We start from the raw sequence: 14,039 nt of genomic DNA on the forward strand, positions 1-14,039 counted from the left end.
CATGACCGCTCCGGCGTCGAAGGGCGCGGACAGGGTTCCGCGGCTCTGGGCGGTCGTGGGTGCGACGGGCACGGGCAAGAGCGATCTCGCCCTCGATCTCGCTGAGACGCTGCGCAGTCGAGGCAACGCCGCCGAGATCGTGAACGCCGATGCCATGCAGCTGTACCGCGGAATGGACATCGGCACAGCGAAACTCGCGCCGGCTGACCGCCGCGGTATCCCGCACCACCTGTTCGACGTCCGGGAGGTGCACGAAGAAGCCGCCGTCGCCTGGTACCAGCCGCTGGCGCGTTCCGTGATCACCGACATCCAACAGCGTGGCGCCGATGCCATCCTCGTCGGCGGGTCGGGTCTGTACGTCTCCAGCGTGGTGTTCGACTTCGCCTTCCCGCCCCGCGATCCGGTGATCCGTGAGCGGCTGGAGCGCGAGCTCGACAGTGAGGGCGTGCACGGAATGCTCGAGCGGCTGCGTGCGCTCGACCCCGCGACGGCGTCCCGCGTCGATCCCAAGAACGGCAGACGAGTGATCCGCGCTCTCGAGGTGATCGAACAGGGCAGTGCCACGCACGGCGCCGCTCTGCCCGAACAGCCTGCACTCTGGCAGTCCGGCACGCGTCTGATCGGTCTGCACGTCGAACGTGCAGCGCTGGTCGAGCGGCTGGACGCCCGGGTCGAACGCATGTGGGAAGCGGGACTGGTCGATGAAGCGCGAGAGCTCCGAGGGCACGGGCTCGAAGACGGCGTGACGGCGCAGCGTGCTATCGGCTACACCCAGGCTCTTGCGCAGATCGATGGCCGCCTCACCCAGGTCGAGGCCATCGCCGAGACGCAGGCGCTCACTCGACGCTACGCCCGCCGCCAGGTCTCCTGGTTCAAGCGGTATCCCGGACTCGCGTGGTACGAACCGCCCGTAGACGTCGCGTCGCTCGTCGCGCCCTGAGGCGCCCGACGCACCGGTCTCGGTGGCTGATGTCGGTGCCCGATGAGAAGGTTGGAAGATGGCAACGCACTTCTACACCGCGAGCAGCATCGACGGCTTCATCGCGACCGACCAGCACTCCCTCGACTGGCTGCTGAAGCAGGACATCGACGAAGACGGCCCCATGTCCTACGCATCCTTCGAGAAGACGATCGGCGCGTTGGCGATGGGAGCATCGACCTTCGAATGGGTCATGAACCATGAGGAGGGCCGGTGGGGGTATGAGCAGCCCACCTGGGTCTTCGCCCACCGACCACTCGAGCTTCCGGCCGACGCGAACATTCGCATCGCCGAGGGCGATGTGACCGCGGTTCACTCCGAGATGGTCGCCGCCGCAGGCGGAAAGGATCTCTGGGTCGTCGGCGGTGGTGATCTGGCCGGGCAGTTCGCCGACGCCGGTCTTCTCGATGAGGTGTGGGTGCAATACGCGCCTGTGACACTCGGTTCAGGGGCGCCGTTGCTGCCGAGGGCTCTGGATCTCGAGCTTCTCGAGGTCGCCCGCAACCGTAACTTCATGTGCGGCCGCTACCGCGTGCGTCGTGGCTGAGTCGTCGACTCCCGTGCCCTCGACGGAGAACTGGGCGGTGAGGGCCTTCGATCCGTCCGACACTGAGTCTGTGGTCGCTCTGTGGAGCGAGGCGGGACTCACACGGCCATGGAACGACCCCCGGCTCGACATCGAGCGCAAGCTCACCGTGCAGCCCGAGCTGTTCCTGGTCGTCGAGGACGGCGAGGCGAGGCCGACCTCACCGCGGATCATCGGCACGGTGATGGCTGGTTACGACGGGCACAGAGGATGGCTCTACTACCTGGCGACCGCAAAGTCGCACCGCCGTCAAGGGATCGCGCGCTCGCTCGTCCGAGAGGCCGAACGGCTGCTTCTCGATATGGGATGTCCGAAGGTGCAGCTCATGGTCAGAGAAGGCAACGAGGGTGCGCTGGGCTTCTACGATGACCTCGGGTACGAGCGCTTCTCCGTGTCGAACACGGGAAGGCGTCTGATCGTCGACGCCTAGCCGAGATCTCTAGACTGGGTGGATGGTCGCATTCACCAAAGGGCACGGGACCGGCAACGACTTCGTCATCATCGCCGACCCCGACGGCGTTCTCGAGTTGAGCGCCGAGCAGGTCTCCGTACTCTGCGATCGGCACCGAGGCATCGGCGCCGACGGCATCCTTCGCGTCGTTCGCTCTGCGGCGATCGCCGACGGGAAGGCGGCACTCGCGGAAGAGCCGGCTGCCGAGTGGTTCATGGACTACCGCAATGCAGACGGTTCCCTCGCCGAGATGTGCGGCAACGGCATCAGGGTCTTCGCGCACTACCTCGTGCGCTCCGGCCTCGCCACGATCGAGCCCGGCTCCACACTCCCGATCGGGACACGTGCCGGCGTGCGTGACGTCACACGCAGCGATACGGGTTACCAGGTGGACCTCGGCCTGTGGAAGCTCTCCGGCGGCGACCCGCTCGTCACCGCCGACGGGCTGCCCGTCACGAGGCCCGGCCTCGGTATCGACGTCGGAAATCCGCATGTCGTGGTCGCACTCGCCTCCGACGCAGAGCTGGCGTCCCTCGAGCTCCACCGCGCTCCCATCCTCGATCCGACACCGCCCGCAGGTGCGAACGTGGAGTTCGTCGTCCCGGGGGAGCCGCTCGTGAGGGACGGGATCGGACACGTCTCCATGCGCGTCTCAGAGCGCGGGGTGGGGGAGACCCTCAGCTGTGGCACGGGTGTCGCTGCCACTGCTCTGGCTGTGCGCTATTGGGCAGGTGAGAAGGCGCCGGACAATTGGCGCGTGGACGTGCCGGGCGGCACGCTCGGCGTGCGCATGTTCCCCGCCGAAGACGGTGAGCACGTCGCCCTCGCCGGACCGGCCCAGCTCGTCTTCAGCGGCGAGGTCGACCTGATCTGATGCAGGCGACCGACCGGCCCGACCTGGTCGTCTTCGACTGCGACGGTGTCCTCGTCGACAGCGAGAAGGTGTCGATCGAGGTGGACCGCAGGGTTCTCGCGGATCTCGGATGGGCCATCTCACACGACGAGATCCTGCACCGATTCGTCGGACGCTCCTCCGCGTATTTCCGTGCTGAGATCGAAGCGCATCTCGGGAGATCGCTTCCCGACGACTGGGAGGCGCCGTACCAGTCGTGGTACCTCGACGCGTTCGCACGCGAGTTGACGGCAGTGGCCGGGGTAGAGGCAGCACTCGACGAGATCACGACGGCGACATGTGTCGCATCGAGCGGATCTCATGCGAAGATCTGGAGGAACCTGGCGCAGACCGGCCTTCTTCCGCGATTCGCTGGACGGATCTTCAGCGCCGACGACGTCGCGAACGGCAAGCCTGCTCCGGACCTGTTCCTGCACGCGGCCGAGCGTCTCGGTGTCGACCCGGAACGCTGCGTGGTGGTCGAGGACAGCCGATTCGGAGCGCAGGCAGCCCGGGCCGCGGGCATGCGGGTTCTCGGCTACGCCGGTGGACTGACCCCGGCCGAGTGGCTGGAACGCGAAGGCGCCATAGTGTTCACGGACATGCGCGATCTTCCCGAGCTCGTGCGTCGATGATCACCGACGACGCGACGCCTCAGACGAGCGTGATCGGCTCGGTGGGCGGGGTGCCGTGCTTGCGCACCTTCAGGATCCGGTATCCCTTCGAGGTCGCAGTCCGGTGGACGCTGAAACCGGGATGGAACGTCGCGCCGATCCAGCGCTGCAGCGAATCCGCGCCGAGGTTGCGCTGCACGACGAGCCACGCATCGCTGCGCTCGTCCAGCCGAGGGATCCACTTCTCGAGCAGTCCGTGAAGTTCGTTCTTGCCGACTCTGATCGGAGGATTCGACCGGATCGAACGGAATGTCACATCGGCGGGAACATCCTCGGGGAGAGATGCGTTGATGTTCTTGAGACCATGAGCCGCGGCGTTGCGCCGTACGAGATCGAGGGCTCGCTCGTTCACGTCGACAGCCCAGACGGTCGCGTGAGGTGAGGCCAGGGCCATCGACAACGTCACGGGCCCCCACCCGCTCCCGAGGTCGAGAAGATTGCCTCCCGGCGGAACGGGAGGCATGTTTGCGAGAAGGACGGCAGTACCGGCATCCAGCCGATCCGGGCTGAAGACGCCACCAGCGGTGGTGACGTCCAGCTCACGGCCTGCGAGCGTCACACGGATCGATCGCAGGTTCTCGGGGCTTGCCGGGGCCGCGGTGAAGTAATGGTCGGACCCCATACCGTGAGCGTAGCGGACAGTGCGGGCTAAGGTTAAGGCTCGCAACAAAACCCAGAGATAAGGGACGGATGACGGAGACCAGCACACACTCCACCGGTGACGAAGCAGTCGATCGCGTACTCGCGAATGCGGAGAAGCGAACGGAGGCACGTGTCTTCGGCGCCGCACAGGCGCTGCAGGACCATTCGACGGCCTCGCACGCGTCCTCGGACGGCGACCAGTGGGACCTCGAGGATCGTCATGCGCTGCGGCGCGTCGGCGGTCTCTCCACCGAACTCGAAGACGTCACAGAGGTCGAGTACCGTCAGCTCCGGCTCGAGAACGTGGTGTTGGTCGGCGTGTATCCGCAGGGTGCCCAGGACGATGCAGAGAACTCGCTCCGCGAGCTGGCGGCACTCGCCGAGACAGCAGGCGCGGTCGTGCTCGACGGCGTTCTCCAGCGACGGCCGCATCCGGACGCTGCGACCTACATCGGCCGCGGCAAGGCTCAGGAGTTGAAGGGCATCGTCGCAGCCACCGGTGCAGACACCGTGATCGCAGACACCGAACTCGCCCCCAGCCAGCGACGCGCCCTCGAGGACGTCGTCAAGGTCAAGGTCATCGATCGCACCACCGTGATCCTCGACATCTTCAGTCAGCACGCCAAGAGTCGCGAGGGCAAGGCCCAGGTCGAGCTGGCGCAGCTCGAGTACCTGCTGCCGCGTCTGCGCGGCTGGGGCGACTCGATGAGCCGTCAGGCGGGTGGCCAGGTCGGCGCCGGCGGTGCCGGTATGGGCTCACGTGGCCCCGGTGAGACGAAGATCGAACTCGACCGTCGCCGCATCCGCACCAAGATGGCGCTTCTGCGGCGTCAGATCCGCGACTTCGGTCCGGCCCGAGAAGCCAAGCGTGCCGAGCGCAAGCGCAACACGATCCCATCTGTCGCCATCGCCGGATACACCAACGCCGGCAAGTCGAGCCTGCTCAACGCGCTGACGAGCGCCGGGGTCCTCGTGGAGAACGCCCTGTTCGCGACGCTGGATGCGACCGTACGCCGGTCGGAGACCTCGGACGGGCGCGTCTACACGCTGACCGACACCGTCGGGTTCGTTCGCAACCTTCCGCACCAGCTCGTGGAGGCGTTCCGTTCGACGCTCGAAGAGGTCGGCGATGCGGATGTCGTGCTGCACGTGGTCGACGGATCGCACCCCGATCCCGCCGGTCAGCTGCAGACGGTGCGTGACGTGATGGGCGACGTCGGCGTCCGCGACATGCCGGAGCTTGTCGTCTTCAACAAGGCGGATCTGATCGCCGACGACGAGCGCCTCGTGCTGCAGGGCCTCGAGCCGAGAGCGCACTTCGTCTCGTCGCGGTCGGGTGAGGGCATCGAGGAGCTTCGAGCGGCCATCGAAGAGGCGCTTCCGAAGCCCGCAGTCGAGGTGCACGCGGTGGTTCCTTATGACCGCGGTGATCTGGTCGCAGCGATCCATGAGACGGGGATGCTGCTGTCGGTCGAGCACAGCGAACAGGGCACCGTCGTGCACGCGCGAGTGTCGGAGCGGCTCGCGGCCGATCTCGCGCCCTTCGCCGTGCGCGTCTGACGGGCGAGGTTCAACGCGCGAGGAACCGCGCCTCGACTGTTGCCGAGATGACGATCTCGTCGGGCTCGTACTCCATCGACGCTCCACCCGCGTCTGCGGACTCCTGCATCATGGCCCCGCGCATCTTCGCCACCCCGGCGAACGGCTGGACGGGGGCGGGCGCGATCAGTCCGACATCGGCGATCTCGACAGGGACGACGGTGCCGAGTCCGAGCGCTGTCGCGTACGCCTGTGCACGGGTGACGGCCACTCCGACCGCCTCCGCCGCGACCTCTCGTTCTATCCGCGAACTCGTCTCGGTGGTGAGATGCCAGTTGACCCAGCCGACCTCGACTCCGTCCCATGCCGATACGTCCGAGACCCAGAGCGAGAGCTCGGATGCCTCGCCGAAGGTCGCAGTCAGATCGATACTGGCGTAGTACACGGGCGCGAGTCGCTTGCCCTCGCTGTTCCACGGACGTTCGGCGCGAACGGAGAGGCGTTTGCTCGACCAGTCGACGACGATGCCCGTGTCCCGCCGCGTGGTGATGCTCTCGCGAACCGGCTCGGTGAGATGCATGACGCGGTCGACCACCGATGCGCGGTCGGCGCCTTCTGCGCGGACGGTGACGCGGATGGTGGCGCGTTCGGGCGCGAGCCGCGCCTCGTGTTCGCCGCGGACGGTGACAGTGACTTCGCTCATGCCGTGACTCTACGCCAGCACGCTGATGAGGCGAGGAATGGCGCAGCCGCTGCGAACGTTGTAGTCTATGAGGCTCGGGGACTCCGGTTCCCGAGGTGAAAAATCAACAGTGTGACAGCGGCTCCTTCGAGAGAAGGACCACGGGGCTGATCGGTTTCGACAGCGCCTGTGAATCCACGAGAAGCGGGCCGAGGATGCAGAGTTATCTCGTAAACGCTCTCTGCAAAAAAATAGTTGCCGAAACCAAGCGCAACGACTTCGCCCTCGCTGCATAAGCGAGCCCGATAGTCCGTCAGGCCGTATGTGATTCCGATACGGATCCTGGCGTCATTTAGGAATCTTGCTGCGTGATGGCGTCTGGACGTCACGTGGGACTCTTCCCAGGCTGGGCTCGTCGACTTAGGTGTCTGTGACAAAGGTCGGAGCCGAGCAGAACGTCTTCACAGACTGCGCCCGGAGAAGGCGTGGAGACTCAGCGTTGGACGGGGGTTCGATTCCCCCCAGCTCCACCACGTCGCTGTCACAAGCAAGAAGGCCCGCCTCCCTGGTGATCACTGGGGAGGCGGGCCTTTTTCTGCTCTGTCGTGAGTCGCGGTGGCTCCAGCGGCGACGACGGCGCTGGCAGTGTGTCGCCGGGGTCGCCCGGTCGCCCGGGTCGCTAAGGGCCGGGTACGCCCGCGGCGGGCACGCGGAAGCTGTCGCCTTCGTGCCACCACACGCTGGACCATCTGGCGAGGACTGCATCCCGTTCTGCCGCGTCCGCCGTGTAGAAGTGATGGGCGGCGGAGTTCGACCAGAATCGAGCCACCGGAACGGTGTCGGCCTGCGGGGAGTCCACCGGGTACACGTAATAGGCGACCCCTTCGTCCTTCCAGATGTTCGGCCACCTGGCGGAGACCGCAGCACGCTCGGCCGGGTCTGCGGTGTAGAAATGCCCCGAGTACGTGCTGCTCCAGAATCTGTAAAGCGGGATGGTGCCTGCGACCTGGGTCGTGAACGCGGTGTAACGCTGTCCTTCATAGGTCCACACATCGGGCCAGCGTGCGATGATCTGATCGCGTTCCGCCGGGTCTGCGGTGAAGAAGTGCCCCTGGTAGACGGGGCTCCAGAATCGGTGCACGGCGACGGGCTCTGGCAGGGGTGGTGCGGATGGCTGCCCGACAGACGGCATCGCCGGGAGCCAGGCGTCCGGTTGAGCGCCGCATTCTTTGAGGAGCGTCTGGATGGCGTTCTTCTCGGTGGGGTCGACGGACAGGTTCCAACGCCATTTCACCGCGACCCATTCGGCGACGTAGGTGCACCGAACGTGACGGTAGGACGGCATCCACGAGGCGGGATCCTTGTCGGCCTTCGCCGTGTTGACGGCCGCGGTGACCATGGTCAGAGTGCGGTAGTCGTCGACGTCGTTGGAGTACGCCTTTCGCTGTGCGTCGGTCCACGACCATGCGCCGGATACCCATGCCTCCTTGAGCGCGACGAGGTGATCCATCTCCACTGCGGCGGGGTCGACATGCGTGACGTTGTCGTAGTAGGACAACCACTGACCCGCGGAGACGGTGCAGACGCCGGTGACGGTCGCGGGCACGTCCGTCTCCTCGAGGAGCACCTCCTGGCGGGTGCGGCATCCATCCCGGTCGAGGTCCGCGCCTTCGAAGAACAGGTCGCGGTCGTACTTCACGGTGGCAGGCGCTTCGACGCGCAACTGATCCAGGAGCGTGGCGACGAGTATCCGTTCCTCCGAGGTCGGAGGCGCTGCCAGAGCCGTCGAAGGAGTGAGCCATACGACGACGACAGCGACCGCCACGAGAGAGGCACCCAGGATCCGATTGCGCATGCCACTCCCTGTGAAACGGGCTCCGCCGTGGAGTCCCGCGCTCAGGATACACACAGAATACCGGTACGCCGACGAGCGCGTTCGGGTGCGCGTATTCCAGCCGACCCGTCTTCGCCGCCGGTGATCAGCGGCCGGTGAGTCGGTCGAGGGCTTTCTGTGCGGTGCGGAGATCTTGTTCCGACTCGCGCACGCGCTGTGCGCGAACCTGTTGCTCGGTCTCCGCCTTCTCGGCGTCCCCCCGCACACGCTCTGCTTCGCGGCGCACTTTCGCCAGATCGGCTTCGAGATCCTGCTCGCGGCGTGTGAGGTCCTCGATCTTCACCACAGCATCGCGGAGCGCTCGATCGGCTGCCGCCGCTTCGCGCGCCGCGTCGTGGTGCGTCTTCTCCGCTCCTCTGAACGCCCTTTCCGCGTCCCGCCGCTCTCTGCGAGCCTTGACCTCGTCGAGAGGCTTGGCGGCGACCGAGGGCGTGCCCGGTGCCCCTCCACCGACGATGCTGTCGACGATGTCTGCGAACGTGCCAGCGGGTTCCAGCTCCCGGACGAGCCTGGCGGAGGCGACGGCCGCGGCGGCGGTCGGATCGAAGAACGCGGCGCTGATGGTCTGTTGAACCGCCTCGCGCGTCGACGCAGTGACGCGCTGTCCCCGGGCTTCGGCGAGTTCGGCGGCGTCGGCGGCGAGTCTGCTCGTGAGTGCACGTCGATCTCGGCCGAGCTGCGCGAGAGCCCGAGCATCCAGATCTTCCTGCGCTTCGCGCAGCTCCTCCGCGAGCTGCAGGGCCTCTCCGAGCTGCGAGCTGCGCTCGTGGGCGAAGACGTTCACCACCCAGGCTGCGACCGACGGCTTCTTCAGAGCACGGATCCGAGCCGCGAGATCGGCGTCTTCGACGTCATCCGCTCTCCTGTTGCGTGCGGCCACGAATTCTGCCGGCGATCCGGTGTAGAGCGTCACCGCGATGTCAGCGAGCTCGGAGTCCATGCGAGCGACGATACACCGCGCAAGTTCTGTGCCCCGGGGCGGCGTCGCGTGCACGTCGAACGCCGTCTGAATCAGTATTCTGGTTGGCATGGCAACGCTGTTCTATGGCGCGTCGGACGTTCCGATCCACATCGAGGACCGGGCACTCGCGCATCTGAAGATCGTCATCGCGACGAAACTCCGCCGACAGGAGAGTTTCACTCTGTCGTGGCGTCACCCCGAAGGGGAGCCGGGCGGGCGGTCCACCATCTGGATCCATCCGTCCATCCCGCTTCGCTTCACCTTCGACGAGCCGGAACAGCCTCAGCTGAACCCGCGGTGGATCGACGACCTCATGCAGTCGGTGAACTCCACCGGCGGCATTCTCCTGGTTGACGAGGTGATCGACGCACCGGCGCAGTGAGCGCGCCGCGCGGCCGGTCGGGGTCCGATCAGGCGGACCACTCGATCAAGATCAGGCCCTGGCGCGTGTCCGCGAACTTCACCCATCCGTCGCCGAACAGGTAGGTCATGCCGTATCCGTCTTCGTCGGTGCCCATCGCGAACTGCGGGTTCTCGGTGATGTAGATGCCGTCAGGGCCGTCTTCTCGGGTCCAGCCTTCTGCCAATAGCGAGGACTGCGCCTTCGTGGCATCCTCAGCGCTGATCGGCGACCAGCCGTAGAGCTGACCGTGGTCGGAGGCGACGCTGTAATCGGCCCAGAAGCAGAGGAGGCCGTCGGCCAGCGTCACGCCGCCCACCACGAACTCCTTCTCCTCGAACGACCATCCCTCGTCGGTGAGGACCTGCACCGTGCCGGCTGACACGATCGTGTCGCATGCGGGCTCCGCCGCGGGCGTGGTGGGCGGAGTGCTGGCGGGCTGAGACGTGGCTGTGGGAGAGGGCTTCGGTGCGTCCGGCCCGGGGGACGCAGAGCCGTCGGGCGCTCCTGCGCAGGATGTCAGCGCGACAGTGAGCAGCAGAGCGCCCAGCGCGGCGGAGGTGAAGCGGTTCATCGGGCGAGCCTTCATCAGGGTTCAGTCGTGCAGAAGATCGAGGAAGGCGTCGTGGAGGATGCCGTTGGTGGCCAGTGCCGACAGGTCCGAGATCGTCTCAGCGCCATCGAATCCGGTCATCCGGCCGCCGGCCTCGCGCACGATCGGCACGGCAGCGGCGACGTCGTACTCCTTGACGCCGAACTCCGCGACCATGTCGATTCGCCCCTCGGCGAGGAGCATGTAGGCGTAGATGTCGCCGTAGGCGCGATCACGCCAGACCCGGTCGGCGAGCGCGAGCAGCTGATCGATGTGCCCGGACTCGGCCCACTGGGTGATGCTCTGGAAGCTGACGCTGGCGTCGTCGAGAGACGACACGGAGGATGCTCTGACGCGACGGGGGCCGCTTTCCGTCGCGGTCCATGCTCCCGAGCCTGCGGCGGCCCACCAGCGGCGTCCGATGGCCGGCATGCTGACGACGCCCACCTGGGGGACTCCGTCGACCGCGAGGGCGATCATGGTGCCCCACAGCGGCACTCCGCGGAGGAAGTTCGCTGTGCCGTCTATCGGGTCGATGATCCACTGCCGGTCGGTGCTGCCTTCGGCGCCGAACTCCTCGCCGAAGATGCCGTCGCTCGGTCGTTCGGTGGCGAGGATCTCGCGGATCGCCCGCTCGGTCGCGAGGTCCGCATCGGTGACATGCGAATGGTCGGCCTTGGTCGAGATCTCCAGGTCGGGGCTGTCGAACCGGGGGAGGGACTGCGCGTCGGCGGCGTCGGCGAGTCGGAGGGCGAGTGCGAGGTCGCGAGAGAGGTCGTCGACGCGGGGGGAGGCGGTCACGAGTCCAGGATAACCGCCCGGACACGGGACTCTGAGAGGGGTTGACATGATGCGACACGCGCGGCGAACGCCGAGGACCCGGCTCGATTTCGCCCGGCGGCGATCGGCTGGTAATGTAATTCCTCGGCCGGGGAATACCGCGCCACGCACCTCTAGCTCAATCGGCAGAGCAACTGACTCTTAATCAGTGGGTTCTCGGTTCAAGTCCGAGGGGGTGCACGGATCAGCCTCGATGACTCTCGCCAGTCATCGGGGCTTTTCTGCACCCACGGAGATGCCGAGGATCAGGCTTCCGGTGCGCTAGCGTGATGCAAACGCTAGGGGGGGATGGCCATGTGGAGACTGGTGAAGGTCTGTGCCGTCGTGACTGTCGCGACATCTCTCGGCTGGGGACTGACGAGTTGCTCAGCCGCCGAGAAGACGGTCGACCACACGACCTCGTCTGTCACACTCGCGCCTGAGGAAGCCCTCGTCGTCGATTTCGGCGAGATCAATCCGTCGGTCGGCGACGCGTGGGTGATAACTCGCGAGCCCGACCCGGCCGTGCTCGGTCCGGGCGATGAGCGGACCCGATACCTCGGCCAAGACGGCGAGACCGGCGCTCCCAGTGAGGTCTCGTATCGTTTCGCGCCGGTCGGCGACGGCACCACGGTGATCCAGTTCGAGTACCAGTTCCGCGGGACAGTGCCCGAGGACGTCGACGATCAGCAGACCGCCGAGATCACGGTCACGGTGAAGTAGCGGTCGGTCACCCGACCGCGATGACGTCTCCGTCGGTGAGGTGCCGAAGGGAGTCGAAGGTCAACGGCATCACCGTGTGCGGGTGCCCGGCCGCTGCCCAGAGCTCTCGGTGCTCGCGGAGATCCTCGTCGATGTACGTCCGGAGCCGCGTCGGGTGCCCGACCGGGGCGACCCCGCCGATCGCCTGGCCGGTGGCGTCGCGGACTACGGATGCCGGTGCCATCGCGATCGTGGTGGCACCGATGCTTCGTGCCAGGACCTCGAGATCGACCCGGTGCCCACCGCTCGTCATCACGAGCACGGGGGTCTCGTCGGCGACGAACACGAGGCTGTTCGCGATCGCTGCGACATCGCATCCGATTGCGGCGGCAGCCTCGCGGGCGGTCCGCGCGGAATCAGGCAGGACGCGTATCTCGGCCGTGACGCCCGCGTCGATGAGGTGCTGCTGGACGAGCCTGCTGCGCTCGGGGAGGTCGTTCATGACCCCACGGTATCGAACGCAGCAGGCCCGAGTCTCAGGCGGCGTCGCCCAGCAGGATGGCCTCTGCGTCTTCGACGGCGGCGTCATCCGGCTCGTCGTCGATGTGTGCGAGGATCCTGCGCCCGAGGAAGACGGTCAGAGCGGCGACGAGCACCGCGATGCCTGCCACGAGGTAGGGGACCGTTGCATCGAATGCGTGCCACAGAGCTGCCGCGAGCGGCGGAGCGATGGCTCCGCCGAGGAACCGCACCGAGGAGTACGCCGACGAGGCCACCGAGCGGGGCAGATCCGTCGCCTCCATGACCGCTTCCGTGAGCACGGTGTTCATCACGCCGAGGAGCAGCCCGCCGACCACGATGCAGACGACGAGGGCGACTGCCGACTCGACCAAGAGCCCGGCGACGATCAGATCGACCGCGAGAAGCGGGAGGACCGTGAGGATGACACGCGTGCGTGACATCCTTCGCATCAGCAGCGGTGCGACCCACACGCTCGTCACGGCGAGCGCGATGCCCCAGCCGAAGAAGGTGAAGCCGATCCCCATCGCCCCGAAGCCCAGTGGGAACGGCGAGAAGGCGAGCAGGATGAAGAACCCGATGTTGTAGAAGAACGCCGCAGCGGCCAGCACCGCGAGCGCGGGGTTGCCGAGGGCCTTGAACGGCGCCGAGAACGGCACGGGGGTGCGCTTCTCGCCCGGCCCGCGCAGCAGCACGAGGACGGCGAGGAACGCGATGGCCATCAGCGCCACGACGCCGAAGAACGGTGCGCGCCAGCTCTGTTCGCCCAGGAGGCCCCCGAGGAGCGGGCCGATCGCGATGCCGAGGCCGAGAGCCGCCTCATACAGGATGATGGCCGCGGAGCTGCCCCCTGCGGCCGAACCGACGATCGTCGCCAATGCGGTCGAGATGAAGAGCGCATTGCCGAGTCCCCACCCCGCACGGAAGCCGATGACCGCGTCGACGCTGCCGCTGAGCGCGCAGAAGAGGGCGAACACGACGATGAGGGCCAGTCCGATCAGCAGGGTCTTCTTGGCGCCGATGCGGCTCGAGATCCAGCTGGTGACGAGCATCGCGAGTCCGGTGACCGCGAGGTAGCTCGTGAACAGGAGCTCGGTCTGGAACGGGGTCGCCTGGAGCGACTCCGCGATCGCCGGGAGGATCGGGTCGACCAGGCCGATTCCCATGAAGGCGACGACGCACGCGAAGGCGACGGCCCAGACCTGGGCCGGTTGCTTCCACACTGAGGTGGCGGGGGTGTTCACTCTGCTGCTCCTGTCGAGTCGGTGATGGTGTGTGCCGCGAGGATCTCGGCGGCGCGTGTCAGGATTCCCCACTCGTCGGCATCGAGGTCGGCGAAGCGCGGAGCGAGCGTGTCTCGGAACTCCTCGCGCCACGCCTGCAGTGCGCGGGAGCCTGAGTCTGTGACGGCGACGGCTATCGCGCGCGAGTCGTCGGCATCGGGGGAGCGGAGGACGAGTCCTTCGCGCTCCAGATTCCCGATGAGTCGCGTCATGCCGGGTTGGGTCGTGCGTGCCGCAGCCGCGAGCTCTCCGACCCGCTTCGGTCCCGATTGCTCGAGCAGGCTCAGCACCCGCCACTGGGCCGCAGGTGCATCGTTACCGGCGTCCTGAGCAGCGATGCGGCCGAGCGCGTATCCCGAGAGCACGAGGGAGGGGATGACATCCTGGCGATTCATACCACTAAGTATATACCAGAGGGTATGTA

The 14,039-nt window shown here is 66.8% G+C and carries 17 protein-coding genes, 1 tRNA gene and 1 other RNA gene; 10 read left to right on the forward strand and 9 right to left on the reverse strand.

Annotated features, from left to right (window positions below; all coding sequences use genetic code 11):
- Window position 1: 1 nt before the first annotated feature.
- From miaA to ACZ0AA_RS02975, 5 genes are read left to right on the forward strand one after another with little or no spacing between them, the layout of a single operon-like run.
- Window positions 2-940, forward strand: coding sequence for a tRNA (adenosine(37)-N6)-dimethylallyltransferase MiaA (gene miaA / locus ACZ0AA_RS02955; protein WP_463513814.1), 939 nt, complete (start codon window positions 2-4; stop codon window positions 938-940).
- A gap of 58 nt (window positions 941-998) precedes the next feature.
- Window positions 999-1,526 carry a dihydrofolate reductase family protein gene (locus ACZ0AA_RS02960; RefSeq protein ID WP_463512100.1) on the forward strand — a complete coding sequence of 176 codons (528 nt, stop codon included), beginning with the start codon at window positions 999-1,001 and terminating at the stop codon, window positions 1,524-1,526.
- Complete coding sequence (locus ACZ0AA_RS02965; protein ID WP_463512101.1) at window positions 1,519-1,995, forward strand: GNAT family acetyltransferase; 477 nt, start codon at window positions 1,519-1,521, stop codon at window positions 1,993-1,995. Before ACZ0AA_RS02960 ends, ACZ0AA_RS02965 begins: the two co-directional genes overlap by 8 nt.
- A 22-nt stretch (window positions 1,996-2,017) precedes the next feature.
- Entirely contained in the window at window positions 2,018-2,890 is an 873-nt protein-coding gene (gene dapF, locus ACZ0AA_RS02970; protein ID WP_463512102.1) for a diaminopimelate epimerase, read from the forward strand.
- Window positions 2,890-3,543: an HAD family hydrolase gene (locus tag ACZ0AA_RS02975; RefSeq protein ID WP_463512103.1), complete on the forward strand. Its 654-nt coding sequence runs from the start codon at window positions 2,890-2,892 to the stop codon at window positions 3,541-3,543. The genes dapF and ACZ0AA_RS02975 overlap by 1 nt, the downstream gene beginning before the upstream one ends.
- Window positions 3,544-3,562: 19 nt before the next feature.
- Here the strand turns inward: ACZ0AA_RS02975 and ACZ0AA_RS02980 are convergent, their stop codons facing one another.
- The gene (locus tag ACZ0AA_RS02980) at window positions 3,563-4,204 is read right to left on the reverse strand and encodes a class I SAM-dependent methyltransferase (RefSeq protein ID WP_400860762.1); all 642 of its coding nucleotides are present in this window, start codon (window positions 4,202-4,204) and stop codon (window positions 3,563-3,565) included.
- A 68-nt stretch (window positions 4,205-4,272) separates the two neighbouring features.
- Between ACZ0AA_RS02980 and hflX the strand changes: the two genes are divergently transcribed.
- Window positions 4,273-5,784 carry a GTPase HflX gene (gene hflX, locus ACZ0AA_RS02985; protein ID WP_463512104.1) on the forward strand — a complete coding sequence of 504 codons (1,512 nt, stop codon included), beginning with the start codon at window positions 4,273-4,275 and terminating at the stop codon, window positions 5,782-5,784.
- A 10-nt stretch (window positions 5,785-5,794) separates the two neighbouring features.
- On the opposite strand, the gene ACZ0AA_RS02990 is transcribed toward hflX, so the two are convergent.
- Window positions 5,795-6,466 carry an SIMPL domain-containing protein gene (locus ACZ0AA_RS02990; protein ID WP_463512105.1) on the reverse strand — a complete coding sequence of 224 codons (672 nt, stop codon included), beginning with the start codon at window positions 6,464-6,466 and terminating at the stop codon, window positions 5,795-5,797.
- A gap of 142 nt (window positions 6,467-6,608) precedes the next feature.
- On the opposite strand from ACZ0AA_RS02990, the gene ssrA reads away from it, so the two are divergent.
- Window positions 6,609-6,978, forward strand: a transfer-messenger RNA (tmRNA) gene (gene ssrA, locus ACZ0AA_RS02995).
- A gap of 146 nt (window positions 6,979-7,124) precedes the next feature.
- Here ssrA and ACZ0AA_RS03000 read toward each other — a convergent pair.
- Window positions 7,125-8,300, reverse strand: a complete 1,176-nt coding sequence (locus tag ACZ0AA_RS03000; RefSeq protein ID WP_463512106.1) for a GmrSD restriction endonuclease domain-containing protein — start codon at window positions 8,298-8,300, stop codon at window positions 7,125-7,127.
- Between the two features lie 124 nt (window positions 8,301-8,424).
- Window positions 8,425-9,279 (reverse strand): transposase, encoded by an 855-nt coding sequence (locus ACZ0AA_RS03005; RefSeq protein WP_463512107.1) that lies wholly within the window; start codon window positions 9,277-9,279, stop codon window positions 8,425-8,427.
- Between the two features lie 88 nt (window positions 9,280-9,367).
- Between ACZ0AA_RS03005 and ACZ0AA_RS03010 the strand changes: the two genes are divergently transcribed.
- Window positions 9,368-9,682, forward strand: a complete 315-nt coding sequence (locus ACZ0AA_RS03010) for a DUF7882 family protein (RefSeq protein WP_400860757.1) — start codon at window positions 9,368-9,370, stop codon at window positions 9,680-9,682.
- Between the two features lie 28 nt (window positions 9,683-9,710).
- Here ACZ0AA_RS03010 and ACZ0AA_RS03015 read toward each other — a convergent pair whose 3' ends face one another.
- On the reverse strand, window positions 9,711-10,274 hold the full coding sequence (locus tag ACZ0AA_RS03015) for a hypothetical protein (protein WP_463512108.1): 564 nt from the start codon (window positions 10,272-10,274) through the stop codon (window positions 9,711-9,713).
- Window positions 10,275-10,295: 21 nt separating this feature from the next.
- Entirely contained in the window at window positions 10,296-11,093 is a 798-nt protein-coding gene (hisN, locus tag ACZ0AA_RS03020; RefSeq protein ID WP_463512109.1) for a histidinol-phosphatase, read from the reverse strand.
- Between the two features lie 146 nt (window positions 11,094-11,239).
- On the opposite strand from hisN, the gene ACZ0AA_RS03025 reads away from it, so the two are divergent.
- Together ACZ0AA_RS03025 and ACZ0AA_RS03030 are read left to right on the forward strand one after the other, a co-directional pair.
- A tRNA-Lys gene (locus ACZ0AA_RS03025) sits at window positions 11,240-11,312 on the forward strand.
- Window positions 11,313-11,420: 108 nt separating this feature from the next.
- Window positions 11,421-11,834 (forward strand): hypothetical protein, encoded by a 414-nt coding sequence (locus tag ACZ0AA_RS03030; RefSeq protein ID WP_400860753.1) that lies wholly within the window; start codon window positions 11,421-11,423, stop codon window positions 11,832-11,834.
- A 7-nt stretch (window positions 11,835-11,841) separates the two neighbouring features.
- On the opposite strand, the gene ACZ0AA_RS03035 is transcribed toward ACZ0AA_RS03030, so the two are convergent.
- Genes ACZ0AA_RS03035 through ACZ0AA_RS03045 form a run of 3 tightly spaced genes read right to left on the reverse strand, consistent with a single transcriptional unit; the run spans window position 11,842 to window position 14,010 of the window.
- Complete coding sequence (locus tag ACZ0AA_RS03035) at window positions 11,842-12,315, reverse strand: YbaK/EbsC family protein (RefSeq protein ID WP_463512110.1); 474 nt, start codon at window positions 12,313-12,315, stop codon at window positions 11,842-11,844.
- Between the two features lie 34 nt (window positions 12,316-12,349).
- Window positions 12,350-13,576 (reverse strand): MFS transporter, encoded by a 1,227-nt coding sequence (locus ACZ0AA_RS03040; protein ID WP_463512111.1) that lies wholly within the window; start codon window positions 13,574-13,576, stop codon window positions 12,350-12,352.
- Window positions 13,573-14,010 (reverse strand): MarR family winged helix-turn-helix transcriptional regulator, encoded by a 438-nt coding sequence (locus tag ACZ0AA_RS03045; protein ID WP_463512112.1) that lies wholly within the window; start codon window positions 14,008-14,010, stop codon window positions 13,573-13,575. Before ACZ0AA_RS03045 ends, ACZ0AA_RS03040 begins: the two co-directional genes overlap by 4 nt.
- Window positions 14,011-14,039: the final 29 nt, after the last annotated feature.

It is taken from the genome of Microbacterium sp. AC035 (genome assembly GCF_979258485.1).